Genomic DNA, 22903 nt, shown 5'->3' with positions numbered 1-22903 from the left:
AGGCTGCTATAGCCTCGGCTTTTTCGTACTAACTTCTATTCGTCCGCATGATCGATGCGAATGACGACAACATTGGAAATGACAGTGCCTTTATGAACCGGCTCATTGACTTGATAATCGTATGTCGCGGCTGCTTTCAGTGTGATGCGTTTGGCATTTGGATGATGAATAATCGTCGCTTCATACGTAATCTCAATAGTGGAATGAGGAATGAGCGAACCTAGCGACAATGGCTGCTTCACATCCACTTGCTCGATAACAACCCCATTGACGATCAGAGTGCCAGGGACAAGTGTATTCAACTGAGAAATCCAATCCAGCAGGTACACGTTGTTCGCAGTTAAATTTCCAGTATTAGCTACTTGAAATTGGTAATGAATGGTAGATCCTGGTTCGGCTTGCTTAGGTGTGGCTGACAAGAGTATATCCAGGATTGGCCATAACAGCTCAACATGAACTTGATTGGACAGGATGCGGTTGGAAACTAAGCGACCATCTGGCAGACGGAAAGTAAATAAGACATGGGCCTGGCTGGTCAGCTGTTTCTGCTGGAGCGAGATCGCAAACGAATTGACAGTGACCTGGAAGGCAATGTGAAACGACTTCTGCGGCTGCAGGATGCCGAGCGGTACAGGGCTAGGAAGAATCCGCTGGCTGTAAGGGACGCCGTCCACGGTAAGACTGCCCAGGACGTACGAGCTGCCTTCAGGTATGAAATCGGACAGCGATACATCGGTGGCGATATTGCCATGATTGGTAATCGTAATGGTAAACGATAAGGTGTCTCCTAATGTTGCTTGTTTTTCCAGTACGGATTCAACAACCGTCATCGCAGGATCATACACATGGATGGACACCGGATTAGACATGATTTTTCCTCGATAATCGCCGTTCATATACGTTAAAATCGCCGTATTGACAAGGCAATCGGATGGAGGGACGGACGTAATCATGCCTTGAAACTGGATGACAACCTCAGCGTTGCCGGGAATCTCACTAAGCTTGATCCCTTCGGATGGATTAGCGGAGGGATAGCTGACTTGATCGATTTTGACACTTCCCTGAATAAAGACAGCCCCCGCAGGCAGATCATCATGAAAGAATGGGCGAAGAATCGGAGTATCCTCTTCATTTGTAATCCTGAAAGTAAAGGTTACCGTGTCGCCAACATAGGAAGAGGTCGTATTTGCCTCCTTGGTGAAACATATCTTAATGTCCTTGAACGGGATCGTGACGGTATTCGATTTGGAGCTCCCTGTGACATCTCTTCCGCCAGGCGTATGGAAACGATATACAGCCGTAGCTTGATTTTTCAGATGTCGGGAAGGGGGAGCCTCTAAGACGATGACTTGAAAGGTAACTTCCAACGTTTGACATACCTGCATAAGGCCAAGCGAAATTCCTTGATCAGGTCTGGCCATGGGCAAAGGGATATTATCCACGATCACACTGTTCGGAATAAAGGCTGTACCCTCAGGCATGTTGTCATAGAGGGTAACTTGTGCATCCAAGTTACCCTTATTGGCGATCGTTAACTTATAGGTGATGACCTGACCTAGCTCAGCAAGGATCGTATTGGCCCTTTTTAGAATCGTAATGATGGGTCCAACGACCGGCGTATCTACGATGTTAGAGTAGGAATGACTGGTAGAGCTGCCAGAGCTGAATCGGACCATGGATTGATTAATCAGATGATTGGTGGAATGGGAGTCGGCGGTCATACGACCGTCACCTCGAATGTAACCGTGACAGACCCACCGGCAGGAATTGAACCGATTGGTACACCTGTGCTTGGATTAAGAGCAGGTTTGGAAACACCGCCAACGGTGACACTTCCCGTAATAAAGCTCGTTCCGGTTGGGATTGGATCGGTCAACACGACGTTATTAACGGTTTCAATACCGCTATTCGTGACCACGATGGTGTACAAAATCGTATCGCCGACAATCGCGTCAACGGCATCAGTGCTTTTCACAACTTTTACGTTAGGCGCTGATACTGGAATGACTAAAATATTGGATTGAACAGTGCCGTTTAATAGACGTCCATCTGGTGGTGTGAACGTATAGTTGGCCGTAGCTTGGTTGGAAAGAAGCTGAGGTGATGGCAGCGCATCTACGGTCACTTCCAATGTGATTAACACATCTATCGACTCACCCGGAGCAATCGTTCCTGCATCGATACCTGTTGCTGGGTTCACGCCTGGCTGAGAAACGCCATCGATAATAACACTATTTGGAACAAAGGCTGTACCTGCCGGAATCGTATCGAACACCGTTGCAAGCGCAGAGAGATTTCCGGAATTTTGCAACGTTATGGAATAGATGATCGTATCCCCAACCGTTGCATTCGTTGTATTGGCGCCTTTGACCACAGAAAGTATCGGCTGATACACAGGGATAATAACTGTGTTCGAGAAAGCTGCAGCCGAGAAAGCACCTGTTGTAAAGGTGACAGACGATTGATTGCTAAGCTGCTGGGATGTAGGCAGTGCAGTAACCGTGACATTGAAAGTAACGGTAACCTGACTTCCTGCGAGAATAGAACCGAGTGAAATCCCATTCGTCGGATTCGCATTCGGTGCGGTTACCCCATTAATTTTGACGCTGCCAGGTACGAAGCTTGTGGAAGCTGGAAGCGGGTCAAAGAATTGAACATTATTAATGGTCGTGATGCCATTATTCGTGATAATAACTTCATAAGGAACAATATCCCCAACAACGGCATCAGTTGCAGTCGATGATTTTGATACCAACACATTTGGTGCTGAGACAGGGATGGTCACGGTATTCGAATTGATCGAGCCAGTGAGGGTACGCCCGTCAGGAGGAATAAATGTAAAGTTAGCCGTCGCTGTGTTCACCAGTGTTTGTGGACTTGGCAAGGAAACGATCAGAACACCAAAGGTAATGACGTCCGTGGCTCCCGGCTGTGAAGTGAAAGGAATGCCGACAGAAGGATCAGCACCTGGCTGTGTAATCCCATTAAGAACGACACTGTTTTGTTGAAACGTTGTACCATTCGGAATTGTGTCAATGAGCGTTACGGATGCCGGGAAATTACCTGAGTTCGTTACGTTAATCGTGTAAATAATCAAATCGCCAATCGTAGCGTTCGTTGAATTTGAGCTTTTGACTGCGGTGAGGATCGGTTGATAGACCGGTGTTGTGATGGTGTTGGAGAAAGTGACCGCTGAGAAGGCACCGGAAGTAAAGCTCACAGAGCCATAGTTATTTAATTGGGCAGGGTCTGGCAAGGATGTGACTCTGACATCGAACGTAATGGTAACGGTCGCACCTACTGCAATTGTACCGAGGCCAATACCTGACACTGGATTCGGCGGGACAGGAGGCGTTGGAGCGCCAATAATGACGACACTGCCAGGGATGAAGGCTTCTCCAGAAGGCAGCGGATCAGAGAATACGACATTATTAATGGGAGCAAGCCCATTGTTCATAATGACGAATTTGTAAGGAATAATATCGTTCACAACAGCGTCAGTAACAGTTGTACTTTTGACAATGCTAACGTCAGGTGATGATACGGAGATGGTAACCGTATTGGAATTCACGCTGCGATTGAATGTACGACCATCAGGAAGCATAAAGGTATAATCGGCTGTAGCCGTATTGGTTAAGACCTGTGGGTTAGGCAACGAATCTATAATAATGGAAAAAGTAACAGGTACAGTCGCATTCGGATCAACCGTGCCAATGGAAAAGCCTGTTGCCGGATCTGCTCCCGGCCAAGGCGAGCCGCCAACAAAAACACTGTTTGGCAGAAAGCTCGTATTCGCTGGAATCGTATCCGAAATATTAACAGAAGTTGCATAATTCCCTGTATTTGAGACGTTTAACGTATAGACAACGGTATCGCCTACAGTGGCGTTAATGCTGTTTGCACTTTTGAGAACATTAATGACAGGTTGATAAATAGGCGTGGTGACTGTATTCGAAGTCGTAGTACTTGATAAAGCGCCGGAAGTGAAGCTAACAGCTGCAAAGTTATTAAATTCCGCTGGCGTAGGCAGCGATGTGACAAGTACAGAGAAAGATACGGTAACAGTGGCTCCAACGGCAATTGTGCCCAAGGTGACGCCAGTGGCAGGATTAGGAGGTACGACAGGTGTCGGAGCACCAACGATGACAACACTTCCGGGAACGAAGGTTCCACCTGCTGGAATTTGATCGGAAAATGAAACATTCGTAATGGGGACAATCCCGTTATTCGTGATAGCGGTACTATAAACAATCGTGTCTCCGACAGTGAGCGCTGTAGAAGTTGTGGTTTTGTTGACAGATACATTTGGCGAAGAAACAGGGAACGATACGGTATTAGATGTCGCTGTGCGTGTAATTGTACGTCCATCTGGCGGGAAGAAGGTATATGTAGCCGTACCGGTATTGCTGATGATTTGCGGGCTCGGCAATGAGACGATGAGCACGGAGAAGGATACCGTTTTGGAGCTTCCTGCTGCTATCGTGCCGGCGTTAATGCCTGTAATTGGATCGGCTCCTGGCTGCGGCGTACCGTCAACGATAGCACTGTTCTCAACGAAAGATGTTCCTGTTGGAATCGTATCGGTCACGATCACATTCGCTTCAAGATTGCCTGTATTCGTCACGAGAATACTATAGAGTACGGTATCACCAACAGTGGCATTCGATGTGTTGGCTGTTTTCAGCAACGTCAAATTCGCTTGCGTAACAGGCGTGATAACATCATTGGAAGAGGAGGAGCCTGAGAACGTACCAGATGTAAAGCTGACACTAGATTGGTTAATGATTTGTGGCGTTGGCATTGTGATTATCACCTCAAATGTCACAGTAACCGGCGTATTCGGAGCCAGGGTACCGATTGGAATACCGGTCGACGGATTCGTGTTTGGCGAAGGTACGCCATTTACGATGACGCTTCCGGGAATGAATGAAGTGCTTACATCGGCAATGCTAGTTAAAACTACATTGTTGACGTTCGCAACACCTTGGTTGGTGACAACAATCGTATACATGACCGTGTCACCTTGGATGGCTGAATTCACATTACTTGTTGTCACGACCGTGACGTTAGGAGCGGATACAGGTATGACGACCGTATTGGAACTTCCTGATCCGGATAACGTGCGGCCATCGGAAAGTGTGAACGTGTAGCTGGTTGTCGCCTGATCGACGAGCTGTTGTGGGCTCGGCAAAGATGCGATTTCAACCTCAAAGGCAACGGTTTTGGTGCCGCCAACAGGAATGGTTCCGACATAGATACCGCTAACTGGATCTGAACCAGGTAAGGGTACATTATCAACCATAGCGCTGTTTACAATAAACGTGGTACCGGCTGGAATATTGTCAAAGATTGTGACATCCGCTGCAATACTGCCCGTATTGCGTGCTTCAATGGTGTAAGTGACAATATCTCCTATGACTGCGAGTGACGAGCTTGCACTTTTAAGAAGAGACAGAATCGGCTGTTCAACTTGTGTGACGACAGAGTTGGAGGAGGCAGCTCCGGAGAAAACGCCGGAGGTAAAGCTAACACTTGCATGGTTTTCAAGCTGAGGCGGAGTAGGCACCGACGTGACCGTAGCTCGGAAAACAACTTGCGCTGAGGCGCCTGGACTTAAGCTGCCTAGCGTGAAACCAGAGTTGGGATCTGCTGTAGCTTTTGGAACCCCATTAATGGTTACACTGCCTGCTTGAAACGTAACGCCGGTCGGCAGCGAATCATTGACCACCACATTGTTAACCTGAACAATACTATTGTTAAGGATATCAAGTGTATAAATAAGCGTTTCACCAACAGCGGCGTATAACAGGTTTACACTCTTATTGACTGTCACATTGGGAGCAGAAGCAGGGATGTCAGTCGTATTGGAGGTGGCGCTGCCGGACAAGGTGCGTCCATCTGGCGGCTGATAGGTGTAATTGACTGATGCAGAATTTGTAAGTCTAGGTGGTGATGGCAAGCTTTGTAAGATAACTTGGAACGTAATCGTTGTCGTTCCAGATGGAGCTAGCGACCCTGCGGCAATCCCTGTTGCAGGGTTTGAAGCGGGACTCGAGACGCCATTAATCGTCACACTGCCGGGCACAAACGTGGTTGATGGCGATATGAGGTCAACTACGGTAGGTTGAACAGCGATATTCCCTTGATTGTTCACGGTGAGCGTGTAAGTTAGGGTATCGCCAACGGTAGCGTTCGTACTATTAACGCTCTTACTAATGGCAACTTGCGCCTTAAAAACAGGCGTCGTCGTTGTATTGGTTAATGAGGTTCCGGTAAAGGTACCTGAGCTGTACGAGATACTTGCCTGATTCGCTAATTGCTGGGAGGCAGGCAATGAAACGACATTCACTTGGAACGTAACGGTAACCGAACTGCCAGCACTAATCGTGCCAACAGCGATCCCGCCGTCTGGCGTGGCAGTCGGCTTGTTAACACCGCCTACAAATACACTGCCGGGTACAAACACAGCGCCTGCAGGAACAATATCCGTCATATTGACATTCGTGACGCTCTCCACACCCGAGTTCGTGATGACGGTGCTGTAGAGGAAGGTATCGCCTACAACAGCATCCACGACTGCTGTGCTTTTGACAGCTCCAACGCTTGGTAGTCGGACAGGGATGGTGACGGTATTCGATTCCGCAGTACCTGGAATCGTTCGGCCGTCTGGAGGTTGAAACGTGTATGTACTATTCGCTTTGTTCACAAGCTGTGGCGGCGAAGGAAGTGAATTCACCAAGACAGCGAAGGTGACTGTTGAGGAGCCGCCGGCGGCTACCGTTCCGATGTTGACACCGGTAACGGGATTGGCGCCTGGGACTGTTACGCCATTGACTTGAAAGCTATTCGGTACGTAGGACGTCCCAGCAGGAATATTATCGGTAATGTTGACAGCAGCACCAATATTTCCCGTATTGGCAACTTGCAGCGTATACGTGACTGTGCTTCCAACAGAGCCGTTGGCGGTGCTGGCAGATTTCACGATGCCAATTTTGGGCGCGTAAATCGGTGTTGTTACGGTGTTAGACGGAATGACACCTGTGATGACGTTACCGCCGGCCACACTTTGGAAAGTGAAGGCCGCATTGGCCGTATTCCCAATCTGTGAAGGAGTAGGAATACTCGTAACCGTTGCTTTATATGTGACGGTAATGGAGGAGCCAAAGGCTAGCGAGCCTAGCGGTGCGCCTGTTGTAATATCGAAGGTGGGTTTCGCTACACCTGCTACGGTGACACTCCCAGGTACGAAGGTGGAACCGGTGGGCAGTATATCCGAAAGGACGATACTAGCAGCACTAGCTGTTCCGGTATTACTCGTGGTAACCGTGTAGGTGATGGTATCCCCTACAACGGTGCCGGCAACGTTCGCGCTTTTGGTGACATTAATTTTAGGTGCATTAATATCGACCTGAATACCGTTAGCGTTGACCACATAGGCGTCACCTGAGGTTGTCAATTGCAAGATGGCAGAAGATTGATTGTTAATCAACCTGGCAGAAACATCAACGTTGGTAATATCCCAACCTTGTCTCCCGCCGGTAATATTGGTGCCTGGCGCTCCGTTAATTTGATTCGAAGAACCAAAAGTACCTGTTGTATTCAGGTTGCCTGCATCATTATTAATTTGCGAAGCGAAGAAGTTATTGGCAAAGTTATTAGGTCCTGATAAGGCGACCAAAGTACCTGATGTGGGCCCAAATAGCGCTTGGTCACCGGTTCTATTTGCATCTCCTTCCTGAGCACTGAATAAGGCTCTGCCTCCTAATGCCCCAGTGACTGGTGTAGCAAATCCAGTAATTGTTGTGTTTACAGGTGGAGACGTCGATTGTACAAGTACGGCACCAACGCGAAGTGACATATTGCGGAATGGCAAACTGGTGTTCTGATAAATTACCGCGAGCGTCCAACCCGCATGGTTGGCAGTGGGATCGCCGGGAATAACGATGGTTCCGACGACATTGCCTGTCGTGTAGGTGCCGGCCATACCTTGCTGTACCAATGTGGTGACATTTGCTGATCGAACATACCCGAAGGCGCCGCTCCCTAAATCAAATTCATTCTTTGTAGCATTGTCCGGCGTAATACTTGAGGTTCCAGCTGGTGTCGTAAACGTGACGGCATTATTAATAGCGGCACTCAAGTTCACAGTGCCATTAATATAGGAACCGCCCCAGATCAACTCTGCATACAATACGGTACTTCCAGCAGGAATGGTTAGAATGGCAGATGAGCTATTGAGCGTATAGAGGTTGGTCGTTCCTGAAGGATAGGTTCCATATTTGAGCGCGGTGTTAATCGTAGTAAAAGCACCGATGCTGTCCTGTGTTCCCGGTACACCATCCGTATTTGAGCGGCTTAGGCCAAGTGTATTTCCGGTGAACGTAATCGCGCCAGTTGCGTTGAGTGTGGCCCTGACGACGAGAGCTATGGTCGTCACCCCCTAGTATTTGTACCGTCCTTTTTTCATGAAGAAAGAAGACGGTGTGGTGATGGAATGTCAAATAGGCCGATGGTCTTAAGATATGAGGTAATTTTGAAAAGATGATCTTTTATTATCAGTTTTTTTGCTTGTGGGTGGTTGATTTTTTTTTAACGGTAGTTGATTGTTTTTTTGGCGAGGAGACAGGCTCTTGCTTGGACTTGCTGACTGGAGTAATGATAGGTGAAGGGGGAGTACTACTGATTTCTTCAGGTTGTACTTCCAATTCAGGGGAGGGTTGACGTCTGAGGGCGGGAACCCAAATAGGCTCGAAATAGGTTTGTTTGCAAATGCGCTGCCACTCGTCCACCAACAGCTCTTTCTTCACAACGACAAAATGATACATGATCTCGCTGACCAAATTGGGTTGCACGTATTGCAGCATGTCTAATTCATCCTGCTCATACAGCGTCGTTGAATAAGGGGGCTCATAAAAAAGCTCCATCCGAATAAGGCGGAAATCAAATGGGACTTCGTTCACCAAATAGTCTGGCACAGGCGGACAGACGGGGCTTCCTGCAGGTTGTAGAAAGACATTCGTAAGATAACGCGGGGTGTATTCATCAAATCTATGTTTCAAATAAGGATTAGACATATGGCGAAAATGATGAGCATAGGGAGCGAGCACACAGACAATCGCTTTATGTGAACAGATTCGATATAACTCGGACATGACGGCGAATAAATCCGTCACATAGGGAAGGCTGCGGCTTGCCATTACAAATTCTACGGAGTTGTCAGGCAAGGGAATGCCGCTATTGATATCACAAATGATATCAACGCCGGGTATTTTAACACAATCGATGCCTACGAAATTTAAATGTTTATGTTGGCCGCATCCAAGATCAACATGCATGGTAGTCCCCCCTAGCTGATGTGGAAAACATTGCTGTCCTATAATGTATGGCCAAGTTTTTTCTAAGTCTCTGCTTGTGCCTACGGGAAGAAAATATTCAGTAAGGGGACAAAAAAAGCCGTCCCTCCGATTCGGAGTGGACGACGTTCTGGCATTACCCTTTGACAGCGCCGATCATGACGCCTTTCACGAAATACTTTTGAACGAAAGGATAGAGAATGAGAATAGGGACAGAGGCAACCATGATGGTGGCATACTTGATCGATTCCCCGATCTGGTGTTGATCAGCGGCATTGGCACCGGAGGACATCATATCCGTGTTATTCGCGATTAAAATTTCCCGAAGTGTTAACTGAAGCGGATACAATTCACGATCTTTCAGGAAGATCGAAGCCCAGAACCAACCGTTCCACTTCTCCACGGCATAATACAGAATCATTACCGCGATAACGGGCATGGAAAGCGGGATAATGATTTTGAACAAGATGGTGAAATGATTGGCGCCATCCATTTTCGCTGATTCCTCTAGGCTCTCGGGAACAGCCATAAAGGCGGTTCGCATGATAATTAAGTTGAAGGTATTAACAGCGAATGGCAAAATTGTTGCCCATAAGGAGTCGATTAGTCCGACGCCCTTCACGACAAGGTACATCGGAACAAGTCCACCACTGAAAAACATCGTGAGAATTACGATGAAAATAAAGACTTTGTTCCACATAACATTTTTACGGGATAGCACATATGCCCCTAACGCCGTGACAATAAGGTTGGTCGTAACACCGAAGACGAGAATGAATAACGTGTTGCGATAGCCTTTCAAAATAGAGGGATTCTTAAATACACTATTGTAAGCTTCCATACTGAAGCCCAGCGGGCGGTAGAGGAAACCTTTGTGCGTGATGAGCTGCGCGCCATCGCTAATGGAAGCGAAAGCGACATAGATGAGGGGATAGAGCGTAACGATGACTAATAATATCAACAGGACATGGTTCACTGCGTAAAATACGCGATCTGAATAGCTGGTTTTCATCTAAGCGCCTCCTTCACTACCATAGGCTATTTTCACTAACTCTTTTACTAATTTTGTTGGCAGTAATGAGCAGAGCTAAATTGATCACGGAATTGAAGAGACCAACCGCGGCGCTATAACTCCAGCCAAATTCGAGCAAGCCTTTACGGTAAACGAAGGAAGAGATGACATCCGCCGTGTCGTAGGTACTTGGGTTGTAGAGCAGGATGATTTTCTCAAATCCTACGTTGAGCAAATTCCCCATCCGTAGAATGAACATGATCGAAATCGTTGGTAGAATTCCCGGCAAGGTGATATGCCAGATAGATTTAAGTCTAGTAGCGCCATCCATTTTCGCAGCCTCATATTGCTCTTGATCAATGCTCATGAGCGCAGCTAAGTAAATAATGGATTCCCATCCAATTTTTTGCCAAATTTCAGATAATACATATATGGTTCGAAACAGCTCGGGCTTCTGCAGCATCGCTGTATCATTCGCGCCAAAATAAGTCAGGAACGTATTCACTAAGCCGCCATTATTCGTAAAATCTTTGATCATACCCGCGATGACGACGAGTGAGATAAAGTAAGGCATGTAAGTAACCGTTTGCACAAAACGCTGAAATTTTTTGTTCGCCAGCTCATTAATGAGAATAGCCAAAATGATCGGGGCAGGAAATTCAAAACATAGCGTATAGAGAGAGATGAGCACGGTATTTTTGAGAATACGCCAGAAATAGTAACTGCTGAAGAAGTCCTGGAAGTTTTGGAAACCAATCCATGGACTATGGAGTATCCCTTTGATCGGGGTATACTCTTTGAATGCGATTATGGCTCCATACATCGGCGCATAATGGAAGATAAAGTAGTAAGCCAGGACGGGAACCATCATCAGGTATAAATATTTATTTAATAGAAAATCGCGTTTGAAACGTACGGGAAAGCTAGCCTCCGCTGTTTTACGCATATTATCTCTCCTTTCGCCGAGGAAATTGAATCAAGAAGGGAGGAGCACATGCTCCTCACCCCTTGTAGCTAGATTTTAACGTTTGTTATAACGATCTAAGGAAGCTTTCTTGATTTCAATCGCACGGTTCAATTTAACATTATTGAATTTCTCAACATACTTATCAAAGCTATCTACAGGCTCTGTGCCCAAGATGATTTTGAGTGTCATTTCATCAACAAGCGTGTTCAGATCTGTCATGATTTTCGCAAGCTCTGTACTTTCTTCTGGTGTCGCCGTAACTGGCGGGATTTTGTGTTTGTCTACATCGGTTTTGGACCATGTGGAAACAGCATCACGTTGGGATTGCATAGCCAAGTATTGCTCGATATAACGTTTGTCTTGTACGAATGGACCGTTGTAGTTACCGCGGATATACAATGACAATGCTTGTGCAGGTGCCAGCTTATCTGGATTGTTCATCACGATATCCGTGTATTTTGGATAGTTATTTTCCATTTTGTAGGAAGTGCCTTCAGTTCCGAAGTTGAAGAACAATCCTCCCGCTTGGGAGTAGCCGTAGTCAAGCAACTTTGCAGCTGTTTCTACGTTTTTGGATGTCGCCGTAATAGCAACTGATCCACCAGGTGCATTTGCAGGGTCTTTTTGACCGTACATCGCGATGTCGCCTTTTTTGAGCACTGGATATGGAGCTCCGATCAGCACGCCTTTCGGATCCTTAGCAGTGATCAGCGGCTGGAATTTACCGATACCGCCACCTGCGTTACCTACCGTTACGCCTGTAGCGCCGGAAGCCATGTTCGCATCCATCGCTTTGCTGTCAGCAGTTGCAAAGTTTTTATCAATTAAGCCTTCTGCATACCATTTGTGGAAGGTAGCCAGATAATCTTTGTAACCTTTCTCAGCAGGACCAAACTTAATGGCGCCTTTATCATCAATAAAGAAGTCACGTGTTACACCGAAAGCACTGAGGAAAGCGCCGTTACCCGACTCGTTAAATGGTCTAGGTACTGATACGACGGAGAATGGGGCTGTTGCACCTTTTTTCTCTTTAAATGCCTTCAAAGTTGTGTACCACTCGTCGATGGTTTGAGGAATAGGGAGACCAAGCTCATCTAACCAGTCTTTACGTACGATCGGTCCTTGGAATACACGCAGGTAATCATCGCCGCGGATGAATGGGAATACATAGTAGCTGCCGTTATCCGTCTTCACTTGCTTATCTACATCTGGATGCTCTTTCAAATATTTCTTCAAATTCGGTGCATATTTATCAATGACATCATTCAACTTGAGAATGTATCCGTCTTTAATCGCTTTCTCTGGTCCGCCTGGGAACTCACCTTGCCAGTTGTACTCGATCATATCAGGCAGGTCGCCAGTTGCCAGCAAGACGTTCAGTGCTTGCGTCGTTTGGTTGGTTGGCGGTGCTGTGAATTTCAAAGGAACACCTGTGACCTTTTGCCAGTTTTGGAAAAATGGCGTGTCAGCGTGGGTCGCTTTGACCCCTGTTAAGTTACCAGGAAGCTCTCCCCAGTACGTTAAGGTTTTGTCTGATTTGAGCGGATACGTAACCGCTGCCCCAGCTGGCGCTGCAGATGCAGCAGGTGTAGTACCTGATGAAGCTGCTGGACTAGGTGTACTTGTCGTTGAAGAGTTGGACGAACAGGCAACGACTAAGCTTCCCATCAAAGATGTGGTAACCAACATGGTGAACATTTTTTTACTGTTTCTTTTCATGTGTAGACCTCCTCAAAGTTTTTTGCCAAAAAAACGGCAATCGAAGCGTTACTGGCTTTTCGCCAAAAAAGCTGGCAGTTGAGCTATCATGAAAATTGTCCAGAAAAACAGGCTTCGGAAGTCTCATGTTGTAGTTGCCTGTGCCATACCCTAACTATATGGTAACGCTTACATAAATGAAATCTTGAATATCTCCAATCGCATCTCCATAAATACCAATAGACTCTTCAAAATATCCAATTCCTTCATCAAAAAAGCCAATTTTGGCTCATCAAGCCATAAAATTGATGGAATTTGGCTTTAAAGTGACAAAAAGGACAGCTATTCGCTGCCCTTTCATGGATTATTTTTCAAGCATTTCTTTATATTTCCCTGGTGTAATGCCCTCTACTTTTTTAAATACACGGATAAAAGCGTTAATATCATTGAAGCCAACACCGTATGCGGCATCTCCGACCGATTGCTCTTTCCCGCGAAGCAGCTGTTTGGATTTCTCAATCCGAACCTTGTTGATGCGATCCAGCAAGCCTTCGCCGACATAGTCCTTGAATAGCTTCGATAAATACGTTGCTTTGCGATCAAAATGACTGCCAATCATCGTCACATTCAAATTCGCATCCGTATAATTGTGCTCAATGTAGGTATTGACTTGCTCTACGAGCTGCTGCAGCGCTTTTTGCTTCGTGAGCGAATTCGCATGCTGCCGCTTAGCGGCAGTAAAGGCACAAACCTGCGTGATCATGTCATCCAATTGCAGCTTCATATCGGTGATGGTTTTACTATTCAACAAGCGATCAAGCTGCTTAGGATTGCGGATGAAGAAGCTTTCTTGTATGCCGCCTGTATCATTGATACTCTTCATAATCGTCGTAACTAAGCCTAGCATGAGACATTTCGTTAATGAAACGGAAATTCCAGAGTCTTCAAAGTTTTTCTCAATAATCTCACTCAGAATGGCACGAGCTTCTGTCAGTTCGCCGAACTTCAAGGCGTTCAGCAATTGTTGTTCAACACCCATCGGATAATAATAGCCGGAAGGATTGTCACAGTGCGTACTCGGTGTGAGATCCGTGTAGGCCAGAATTTCGTGACCACCCATGACGAGCTTGTAGGTCATTGCGTCTAAAGCTTCTAGAAAAGCTTGCGGAACACAGGAAACATGCTCGTAAACGCTGCTGATCGATATGGTCAGGTGAATATCATAGGTGGAGGCTAGGAACGATTGTGCCTTGTCTGCGATGCGAATCAATTCCTCTTTGGCACTATGCTGATCTTCCTCTGTCGTCATATTGACTAAACAGGCTAGCGTATCATCCACTTCGGCCACATAGCCGCGGTGCTGCTGGGATACTAATTCTTCTACCACGTTACTGATGATAAATTGAAGCAGCTTCCACTTCTCCTCTTCGGGTGTATCTGTAATCCGTTCGAAGAAGGACTCCCTTTTATCGATGACAAAGAGCATCACAGCAAATTCTTTCCGGTCGAGCTTCATATCAAAAGTCGTTAATGCCTCTGCAATCGGAATTTTACCGTCAAGCTTGCCTTTTAGCAGCTTTTCTACGAAATGGGAGCGTACAATATGCCGATGCTTCTCGACTTTACTTTGGAAATTAGCCATCTCAATTAACGTACTGTCCAATGCTTCTTGTATAAAATGAAATTCATTATACTTCCCAGATACGAGTGTCTGTTTCTTGGAAAAAGCATGAACCAAGCGACGAACAGGATTGTAATTTCTTCTTAAGAAAACAAACGTGAGTAACCCTCCACCTAATAGACTTATGAGCATGCTTAGATAGGTGAGGTTGCGAATATGAGAGGCCTTCTGCCAATAAGTCGTGCTGGGCATGATCGAGACGTATTTCAGCTTGGAGCGCGGCGATTGAATATTAAATACTTCATATTTCTCACCATCGTTGCTTTTAAAATAAAAATTGGTAGCGTTATCCAGATTCGCATAAGGGAAATCTACAGGCATCGTGCCCTCTGCACTGGAAGCTAGCACTTGATTTTGCTCATTGAGGATGAGGACATGGCCTTTATTGAAGATTTCCATGTTCTGAATAGCGCCTAGAATACGTGACTGATCAATCATAATGACATTCGTAGCGAGCGGTTGGTCGTGTTCAACGGGATAGGTGCTGACATAGGCAACTGTCTTGCGCAGACTATTATCATCGCCGATGCGATCCATCGGGATAAATCCTTTGAAATTGCGGTTTGTCATGATGGCTTGCCAGGAACTGTAAGGGAAATCTTCGCTTTTATGCAGCGTTTCGTAGGCAAAGTCTTTTGAACGAACGGTTGTGGGGAGAATGACAGACTGATTATGATTCAAATAGATATAAAACGAGTCGATTAGCGGATAGGAGGTTTTGTACAAGGATAAGCTCTTGGCGATCTGGTACAAATCGTAAGGGAAATCTTTCGGGTATGTGTCGTATTTATTCGAATAGAGCAGTTCTTGAATGTTCACATTCCATGTAATCTCAAAATTGAGCTGTTCCATCGCTTTAAACTGGTTGTCCATTACTTCGCGAACTTGCTTTAGTAGGGAATCGTTGGCTTGTTGAATTTCTTCCTTTAGTGTACGGTTGGACTCCATATACAATAGCAGACCTATCGCCACAGGCAACAGGAGGATGACAATATATGAAATTAACCACGTTAATACGATGCTTTGTCTATTAAAAGTGATTTTATTGTGCAGACGCATAGGCAGTGACCCCCTCGTTTTCGATTTTCATCAATGAGCACCCGAGAAGTAAGCATGAATGCGCTCTCATTCTATTGTATTTCCTTTCCTTCGTCTACGTCAACGAGGGAAAAGATATAATTTATGTGGGATCACTCAAGGGTTTTAAATCGTTGTTTGCCAAAGAAGAAATAAAATAAAAACGAAATGACCGAATAGACGACCGCCGTAATACAAAAAGCATACGCATATCCGAAATAGCTGCCATATCGGAATACAAGGCCTGTACTAATGGGAGAAGCGATAAACCAACCTAGGTTAAACACGGCTTCCCCGGAGCTGGATGCGAGTCCGCGAAGCGAGCGGTGCACATAACTCATTTTGATCGAATTGTAGAATGGATTTGCAGCGTTCATTAGAGCTTGTCGGAATAAATACCCGCCCGAAGATAAGTAAAAGTTTGCTGAAAAAGCCGTTATTAAAAGAAAAGGGATGGAGCTAAGCTGCAAATACACAACAGATTTAACTTCGCCAAAACGCTTCGCGATCATAGGTCCGATCAGGAAGGCTACGCCTGTAGCTGCTTGTCCCAAAGCAACGACAATCCCGATGGCGGATTTGGAAGCTTCAAACCGATCCTCAAAATACACGTTCAAATACGGAACGATCATCCCGCCGCCCAGCGAGGAAAGCAAGCCAAGCATACAGAAAATGGCGATCACTTGGATGGATACTTTGTGTTCGCGCCATGTGTGTTTCCAGTTCAATGTTTCGCGCTGAGGCGTTGCTTCTTCATATTCACTTTTTTCAAATAGAGACATCGGTATGACACCCAGTGCGGCAATCGCCACGCCAATTAATAAGGTGTACCGAAGGCTATGTATCTCGTCGACACCGATTAAAAATTGAAAGAAATCACACAGTATGCCGCCGAGCGAAATGCCGATAACATTTGCAAGCATAACCAGCGCCATATTGAGGCTGAACAGATGCACTCGCTGCTGAGGAGTGGAGTTATTCGCCATAAATGGTAGAATTGTCGCTGAAACAACGGCCAATGCCATACCGCCAAGGAAAGCGGAAATCATCATTCCTTCGTTGGCTTCGATGAGAGATCGCGCGGTGAACGCAGCAATTGTGAAAATAAGGCCGATGGAGATAATACGCTTCGGTCCGAAGCGATCGTTCATGATGCCTGCCGGGATCAGAATAATGGCCGCGGCTAAAGCGGTCATCCCTACGATATGTCCGACCATGGTCTGTTCGTAGCCTAAGCTTCTTACATATAGATTGTACACAAGCCCAAACATACTGATGCCTAAGTTCCATACAAAATTGAACCAGAAAAACAGCTTAATATTTCGGCTATAACCTTCAAGTTGCTGCTTCCATTCACGTAGTAAAGTGGTCATCCGAAATTCCTGCCTTTGTAGTTGTGTCTAAATTGCAATCGCTTTGTCTATTCTACCACTGGTAAATACTTTTGAACACGGGAAAGACTTGATATTCGATCCGATCTGTATAATAATAAGTAGTCTAATCTACGAAGCAGGGAGCACATAATTGAAATGTCTACATCAACGAGTATTGTAACGGAAGAGCAGCAGAAGCCAGAAGTTGAACAGATCGAGATTTGGAAATGTAAAGGAACAGAGTGTAAAGCTTGGGTTCGCAAAGAATTCGTCACGGAAGCTTTACCGACATGCCCGCTTTGTAAAACGCAAATGGTACGCAGCTACAAGCATGTACCTGTAACGACTAAAAAAGGAAACAAAAAGTTTCTTGTAGGAAAGAAACGCTTCTAACGACATCATTGAAGTTATTTCTTCTTCATTTATAAGTCAGATCCATAGGTTAATTAATAGGTTAAGATCGAGAGCATCTTCAAGCGAGGCATGAAGAGTGATGCTCTTGGTCTTTTTTTTTGTTATGGGGGAATGCGGATAGTTGCGATGGTGATGTTGGGTGGATGGTAGTGGCAAAAGTGCAAAAACGCATCTTTCCCAATGGGGTATGTACGATTGAAGGAAATTGATGCGAATAGGCAACTTTTTCTGGAGGATTTAGCCATTTTGGGGCATTTTGATTAAAATTGTTGCCTTTTTGCACGCATTCTTCGAAAAACGCCTCGTCTCAACGAAAAAAGTTGCTCTTTTGCAATTTTGGACCCCCGCGGATGCTCCCCTGGCCCCCGTCCCCGACCCCGAGCGATAGAATTGTAGTGTGATGAAAAGCTAGAGACAAGCATAGCATATTTATGAGGGGGAGATGCTGTGATTGGACCGAAGATCAATGTGAGTGATGATACCGAGGCGATGCTGCAAGAGTTGCAAGAGCGAAAGGTGAAATGGGACAGGCTGAAGAAAATGCAACCCATTCTATCCATTTTGACGGGTAGCATCCTGCTCTTCGTCCTCTTCCTCTTGTATCGTCATGTAATCGTGCGTTCAGGCGGGAATGCTCTGCTCGTTTTGGAGCTGATCATCGCCAATAAATTGCTATGTTTCTTGCTGTTTGCCTGTATTTCACTGTTCCTCTTTATCTCCCATCGTTCACGTGAAATGGAAAAGGCGAAGAGTAAATATGAAGATTTACGAATAGAAGTGATAGAGCGCCTAGATGCCTCTTGGCTCAAAGATGTGAAGTCAGAGTCTCGGGATCAAATTTCACGCTTCCTATCTCAGGAATTTGATATTAATATTGTGTATAAGAGTTGAAATTTGCTAGGCAGAAGCGAGGTATAGGTAACTAGATGAAATACGAATGTCGATATACCGAAGACGTTACGAAGTGGGATTGGTCATTAGCGCAAGTTGGTTATTTGCGTGACGTGGTGACGGCGGAGGCTCCGCGGTTGGAGACACGTTTTCGTGCCTGCTGGTCACAGGAAAGCGTACATATTCGCTACGAATGCCAAGATGATCTTGTTGTCGCAACAATGACGCAGCGCGACGAGCCTCTCTACGAGGAGGACGTCGTTGAGGTGTTCATTGATCCATTCGGCGGCGGCACAACCTACTACGAATTTGAAGTCAGCCCGCGTGGCGTCTTATTCGATGCGTTGATCCATAATTCTCTGGATGGGAACAAAGAGGTAGATACCGCTTGGATCGCGCGAGGCTTCCAAGCGGAGGTTACGCAAGGTACTGATCAAGGATCGCTCATCTATAACGTGCGGATTCCATTTGCCGATTTGGATGAGGCAGGTGTGCCTCAGGCTGGAACGGTATGGCATTGGAACGTATTCCGAATCGACGATGATCGCGATGGCATCCGGCATTATTCGGCTTGGTCGCCTACCGGGAAGGTCAATTTCCATATTCCTCAGCAATTTGGCGAGCTTGTGTTTGTGAAAGAATGAAGAAAGACTCTCGCGCTTCCTTGGAAGTGTGGGAGTCTTTTCTTGTTAGAGCCGGTAACTACTTATTGCACATTCAACACCTCATACAAATGCTGCCACGCCCAGTCCAACTCATCCTTCGTTATGACAAGTGGCGGCGCTAAACGAATGATGTGCTCATGCGTTTCCTTGCACAGCAAGCCTTTCTCCTTCAAGGCTTCGCAGTAAGGGCGCGCGGCATCGGTCAGATCGATGCCGATAAACAAACCCCGCCCGCGAATCTCCTTGATTCGCGGCGATTTGATTTCCTGAAGCCGCTTCAGGAAATAAGCCCCAAGCTCATCCGAACGCTCTGCGAGCTGTTCGGCTTCGAGCACCTCAAGAGCGGCGATCCCCACGGCGCAGCCGAGTGGATTCCCGCCGAACGTCGAGCCGTGTGAGCCTGGCTCGAACACGCCAAGAACCTCGCGATCTCCGGCCACCGCCGAGATCGGGAACACACCGCCGCCGAGGGCTTTGCCTAAGACGTACAGGTGCGGCGTGACGCCGTCCCAGTCGCTGGCAAAGCGGCGGCCTGTGCGGCCGAATCCTGTTTGGATTTCGTCCGCAACGAACAATACCTGATTCGCCGCGCACAGCTCATAACAGTCACGCAAGTAGCCCTCCGGCGGAATGACAATACCAGCTTCGCCCTGGATGGGCTCCACCATAAATCCAGCGGTATTCGGCCCGATCGCCTCACGCAGCGCCTCTACATCCCCATAAGGGATGATACGAAAGCCCGGTGTGAAGGGACCAAATCCGCGCTGATATTCTGGCGACGAGGAGAAAGAGGTGATGGTCGTCGTACGACCATGAAAATTACCCTCACAAACGATAATCTCGGCCTGATTCTCCGGAATCTCTTTCACATCATAGCCCCAACGACGCACGGCTTTAATGGCTGTTTCAACCGCTTCTGCGCCGGTATTCATCGGTAAAATCATCGGCTTACCTGTATATCGTGATAATTTCTCATAGAACAATCCAAGCGTTTCGCTATGGAAGGCTCTAGAGGTCAAAGTAACTTTACCGGCTTGCTCCATCAATGCTTTTAAAATATGTGGATGACGATGCCCTTGATTCAAAGCGGAGTACGCGCTCAACATGTCCATATATCGACGGCCTTCAGGATCTTCCACCCAAACACCCTCAGCTTTGGAAATAACAAGCGGCAGTGGATGGTAATTACGTGCGCCATACTTCTCGGTTTGTTCAATAATATAGGAGCTTTGCGTAGTCATGTGAATTCCTCCCCTAGATCAGGTCACAGCATCTTCAGATGTACTTCATTGTATTCTAATATTAGCGTAGGATGACATCCTAAGTATATAATTGAAAAATAGGTTAGGCTATTCAAAAGTTCGCCGGCCCGTGCATATCCCTGACTTTTAAGCTAAAAATAACCACGATCATGAACTTGAGGCCGCGTCAGGTTCAGCAGAAGCTTTTGGGAATGAAATATGAAGTGATAAAGGATGGTAGTCCGATGACATTTCGCATTGAGAAAGACTTTTTAGGTGAAAAGCAAGTACCTTCTCAAGCCTATTATGGCATTCAAACGATGAGAGCCATTGAGAATTTCCCCATTACAGGTGTCACGATTCATACAGAGTTGATTACGGCTCTTGCTGAAGTGAAGCGTGCGGCTGCACAAGCGAATATGGATACCCATATGCTGCCTAAAAAAATAGGCGAAGCTTTAGTCAAAGCGGCTGAAGAAGTGAGCGGGGGAGGGTTGATTGAGGAATTTATCGTCGATTCCATCCAAGGCGGAGCAGGTACCTCCATTAATATGAATATGAACGAAGTGTTGGCGAATCGGGCCTTAGAGCTTTTAGGTGAGCAAAAAGGGAGTTATTTCCATTGCAACCCGAACAATCATGTGAATATGTCGCAATCGACCAATGACGTGATACCAACAGCGATTAAAATAGCCGCTTACCGTTTATCGGAGCAATTAGTAGAAGCATTAAGCTCGTTGCAGAGCGCTTTTGCCCGGAAGGAAATTGAGTTTGATGATGTGATTAAAATGGGTCGAACCCACCTCCAAGATGCGGTGCCGATCCGAATGGGACAAGAGTTTGGTGCTTATGCGCGCGTGCTGATGCGGGATATCAATCGAATCAAGCAGGCGATGCGTGGACTGTTAATCGTCAACATGGGCGCTACAGCCGTCGGGACGGGGCTTAATGCGAAGCCTGAATATGTGGAACGAGTCATGTTTCATCTAAAAGGAGCTGCGGGGATTCCCGTCGAGATCTCGGAGCATTTGGTAGACGGAACGCAAAACATGGATGCCTACACGGAGTTGTCAGCGTCTTTGAAAGTATGTGCGGTCAATTTATCGAAAATTTGCAACGATATCCGCATGATGGCGTCTGGACCACGCGCTGGGTTAGGTGAGCTGAAGCTGCCGCCTAGACAGCCTGGGTCATCCATTATGCCAGGAAAAGTGAATCCCGTGATGCCGGAAGTTGTGAATCAGGTGGCGTTCCAAGTCATTGGCAATGACCATACGATTTGTTTGGCCTGTGAAGCGGGGCAGTTTGAGCTGAATGTTATGGGACCGGTGTTAGCTTTTAATCTACTGCAATCGTTGAAAATATTGAGAAATGCTGCCAGCGTGTTCGAGCGCTTCGCCATTGAGGGCTTGGAAGCCGACCGCGAGCGCTGTAAAAATTATGTGGAGCAAAGCTTCGGCATCGTCACCGCTTTAAACCCTCATCTTGGTTATGAGGTTGCCGCCCAGCTCGTGAAAGAAGCGGTTCGTACGGGCCTTACCTTGAAGGAGCTCATCCTAGAGCGAGGTCTTCTTACGCAAGAGGAAATCGAAGAAATTCTAAATCCGATTCAAATGACGACGCCTGGTATCGCAGGCGACAGATTGCTTCGGCCAGCTGACTAAACGTTAAACCCCCGACTCATTTGAGCGGGGGTTATTTGTTCAGATGTGTATACGGTTCACAGGTGGCAAAAGTGTAAAAGAGCATCCTTTTCAGGGGAAATCACTTCAACGATTTAAATAAATGCAAAAAGGCATCTTTTTGGGGGCGAGAAGGTGTAAACAGAGCTGAAAATGCAGAATTGATGCCTATTTGCATCAATTTTAGCTGAAATCAACTATTTGATAGAGAAAGGTTGCACTATTGCATTTCTTAGCAGATGGAGAGGTAACATAATCCCTCCGCTCTCCCCCTATTGGATATATCCATGATATTCGTCATTTTCCGCCTTCATTTAAGTCCTACACTGGATAAATCCATTAGAGCAACTTAATTCGGGCCAAAAAAGAAGCAAAACCGAAGATCTGATTGGAATTATCCAATCAAATCGAAATTTTAGCTTGTTTTACGGTCATTTCACTGGATTTTCCTCTTATTCGCCATTACTCCGTTCTCTCAAAAAACATAATCCGATTCCCAAAAGGATCCGTCACCGTCACTTCGCGAGTATTCCATGGTGTCTTTTCGATGCCAGGGCGGGAGAATTTGAATTTTTGTTCGAGCAATCGCGCATGGAACGCTTTAAGGTCTTCCATTTCTACACGAATCGCTCCTCCTGGACTGCAGTCACCGTAATGCTCCGATAAATGAAGTGCTAGAGAACCTAGGGTAACTTCCATGTATAGAGGTAAATCAGGCTCAAACCGATGCTCCCAACCTAAGGTGAATCCTAAATAATCGATGTAAAATTCCTTGGCTTTCGTTTCGTCAAACATGCGAAATACGGGAGTTACCCCTTTAATCGTTGGTATGGGATTCACCTCCTACAC

14 protein-coding genes are annotated in these 22903 nt (G+C 46.3%); 4 read left to right on the top strand and 10 right to left on the bottom strand.

Going from position 1 to position 22903, the window contains the following annotated elements; genetic code table 11:
- Positions 1 to 35 precede the first annotated feature (35 nt).
- The 8 genes from AC58UX_RS07820 to AC58UX_RS07785 form a co-directional block, all read right to left on the bottom strand.
- Positions 36 to 1721 (bottom strand): hypothetical protein, encoded by a 1686-nt coding sequence (locus tag AC58UX_RS07820; protein WP_497251152.1) that lies wholly within the window; start codon positions 1719 to 1721, stop codon positions 36 to 38.
- Positions 1718 to 8428: a DUF7507 domain-containing protein gene (locus AC58UX_RS07815; RefSeq protein ID WP_497252111.1), complete on the bottom strand. Its 6711-nt coding sequence runs from the start codon at positions 8426 to 8428 to the stop codon at positions 1718 to 1720. The genes AC58UX_RS07820 and AC58UX_RS07815 overlap by 4 nt, the downstream gene beginning before the upstream one ends.
- A gap of 127 nt (positions 8429 to 8555) precedes the next feature.
- Positions 8556 to 9335, bottom strand: a complete 780-nt coding sequence (locus AC58UX_RS07810) for a class I SAM-dependent methyltransferase (RefSeq protein WP_497251150.1) — start codon at positions 9333 to 9335, stop codon at positions 8556 to 8558.
- Between the two features lie 154 nt (positions 9336 to 9489).
- Positions 9490 to 10365, bottom strand: coding sequence for a carbohydrate ABC transporter permease (locus AC58UX_RS07805; RefSeq protein WP_497251148.1), 876 nt, complete (start codon positions 10363 to 10365; stop codon positions 9490 to 9492).
- Between the two features lie 16 nt (positions 10366 to 10381).
- A complete protein-coding gene (locus AC58UX_RS07800) occupies positions 10382 to 11311 on the bottom strand; it encodes an ABC transporter permease (protein ID WP_497251146.1) in 930 nt (309 codons plus the stop codon).
- A gap of 75 nt (positions 11312 to 11386) precedes the next feature.
- Positions 11387 to 13051, bottom strand: coding sequence for a type 2 periplasmic-binding domain-containing protein (locus AC58UX_RS07795; RefSeq protein ID WP_497251144.1), 1665 nt, complete (start codon positions 13049 to 13051; stop codon positions 11387 to 11389).
- A 343-nt stretch (positions 13052 to 13394) separates the two neighbouring features.
- Complete coding sequence (locus AC58UX_RS07790; protein WP_497251142.1) at positions 13395 to 15770, bottom strand: helix-turn-helix domain-containing protein; 2376 nt, start codon at positions 15768 to 15770, stop codon at positions 13395 to 13397.
- A gap of 131 nt (positions 15771 to 15901) precedes the next feature.
- Positions 15902 to 17161: an MFS transporter gene (locus AC58UX_RS07785; protein ID WP_497251140.1), complete on the bottom strand. Its 1260-nt coding sequence runs from the start codon at positions 17159 to 17161 to the stop codon at positions 15902 to 15904.
- Between the two features lie 156 nt (positions 17162 to 17317).
- Here AC58UX_RS07785 and AC58UX_RS07780 point away from each other — a divergent pair, with 156 nt between their 5' ends.
- From AC58UX_RS07780 to AC58UX_RS07770, 3 genes are all read left to right on the top strand, one after another.
- Positions 17318 to 17554, top strand: coding sequence for a cold-inducible protein YdjO-related protein (locus tag AC58UX_RS07780; RefSeq protein WP_497251138.1), 237 nt, complete (start codon positions 17318 to 17320; stop codon positions 17552 to 17554).
- A 468-nt stretch (positions 17555 to 18022) separates the two neighbouring features.
- Entirely contained in the window at positions 18023 to 18466 is a 444-nt protein-coding gene (locus AC58UX_RS07775) for a DUF2663 family protein (protein ID WP_497251136.1), read from the top strand.
- A gap of 35 nt (positions 18467 to 18501) precedes the next feature.
- A complete protein-coding gene (locus tag AC58UX_RS07770) occupies positions 18502 to 19110 on the top strand; it encodes a carbohydrate-binding family 9-like protein (RefSeq protein ID WP_497251134.1) in 609 nt (202 codons plus the stop codon).
- A gap of 62 nt (positions 19111 to 19172) precedes the next feature.
- Here AC58UX_RS07770 and AC58UX_RS07765 read toward each other — a convergent pair whose 3' ends face one another.
- Complete coding sequence (locus tag AC58UX_RS07765) at positions 19173 to 20372, bottom strand: ornithine--oxo-acid transaminase (protein ID WP_497251132.1); 1200 nt, start codon at positions 20370 to 20372, stop codon at positions 19173 to 19175.
- 245 nt (positions 20373 to 20617) lie between these two features.
- Here AC58UX_RS07765 and AC58UX_RS07760 point away from each other — a divergent pair, with 245 nt between their 5' ends.
- Positions 20618 to 22036, top strand: a complete 1419-nt coding sequence (locus tag AC58UX_RS07760; protein WP_497251130.1) for an aspartate ammonia-lyase — start codon at positions 20618 to 20620, stop codon at positions 22034 to 22036.
- 480 nt (positions 22037 to 22516) lie between these two features.
- Here AC58UX_RS07760 and AC58UX_RS07755 read toward each other — a convergent pair whose 3' ends face one another.
- Positions 22517 to 22894, bottom strand: a complete 378-nt coding sequence (locus AC58UX_RS07755; protein ID WP_497251128.1) for a glyoxalase superfamily protein — start codon at positions 22892 to 22894, stop codon at positions 22517 to 22519.
- Positions 22895 to 22903: the final 9 nt, after the last annotated feature.

Source organism: Paenibacillus sp. J22P90 (assembly GCF_059692195.1).
Note: the sequence above shows the minus strand (reverse complement) of the source record. Positions and strands in the feature narration are given on the sequence as shown.

Excerpts from the sequence above, each read along its gene's own strand:
- AC58UX_RS07790 (WP_497251142.1), bottom strand. The coding sequence starts at position 15,770 with ATGCGTCTGCACAATAAAATCACTTTTAATAGACAAAGCATCGTATTA.
- AC58UX_RS07760 (WP_497251130.1), top strand. The coding sequence starts at position 20,618 with ATGACATTTCGCATTGAGAAAGACTTTTTAGGTGAAAAGCAAGTACCT.
- AC58UX_RS07810 (WP_497251150.1), bottom strand. The coding sequence starts at position 9,335 with ATGCATGTTGATCTTGGATGCGGCCAACATAAACATTTAAATTTCGTA.
- AC58UX_RS07795 (WP_497251144.1), bottom strand. The coding sequence starts at position 13,051 with ATGAAAAGAAACAGTAAAAAAATGTTCACCATGTTGGTTACCACATCT.
- AC58UX_RS07770 (WP_497251134.1), top strand. The coding sequence starts at position 18,502 with ATGAAATACGAATGTCGATATACCGAAGACGTTACGAAGTGGGATTGG.
- AC58UX_RS07820 (WP_497251152.1), bottom strand. The coding sequence starts at position 1,721 with ATGACCGCCGACTCCCATTCCACCAATCATCTGATTAATCAATCCATG.
- AC58UX_RS07780 (WP_497251138.1), top strand. The coding sequence starts at position 17,318 with ATGTCTACATCAACGAGTATTGTAACGGAAGAGCAGCAGAAGCCAGAA.
- AC58UX_RS07765 (WP_497251132.1), bottom strand. The coding sequence starts at position 20,372 with ATGACTACGCAAAGCTCCTATATTATTGAACAAACCGAGAAGTATGGC.
- AC58UX_RS07785 (WP_497251140.1), bottom strand. The coding sequence starts at position 17,161 with ATGACCACTTTACTACGTGAATGGAAGCAGCAACTTGAAGGTTATAGC.
- AC58UX_RS07800 (WP_497251146.1), bottom strand. The coding sequence starts at position 11,311 with ATGCGTAAAACAGCGGAGGCTAGCTTTCCCGTACGTTTCAAACGCGAT.
- AC58UX_RS07805 (WP_497251148.1), bottom strand. The coding sequence starts at position 10,365 with ATGAAAACCAGCTATTCAGATCGCGTATTTTACGCAGTGAACCATGTC.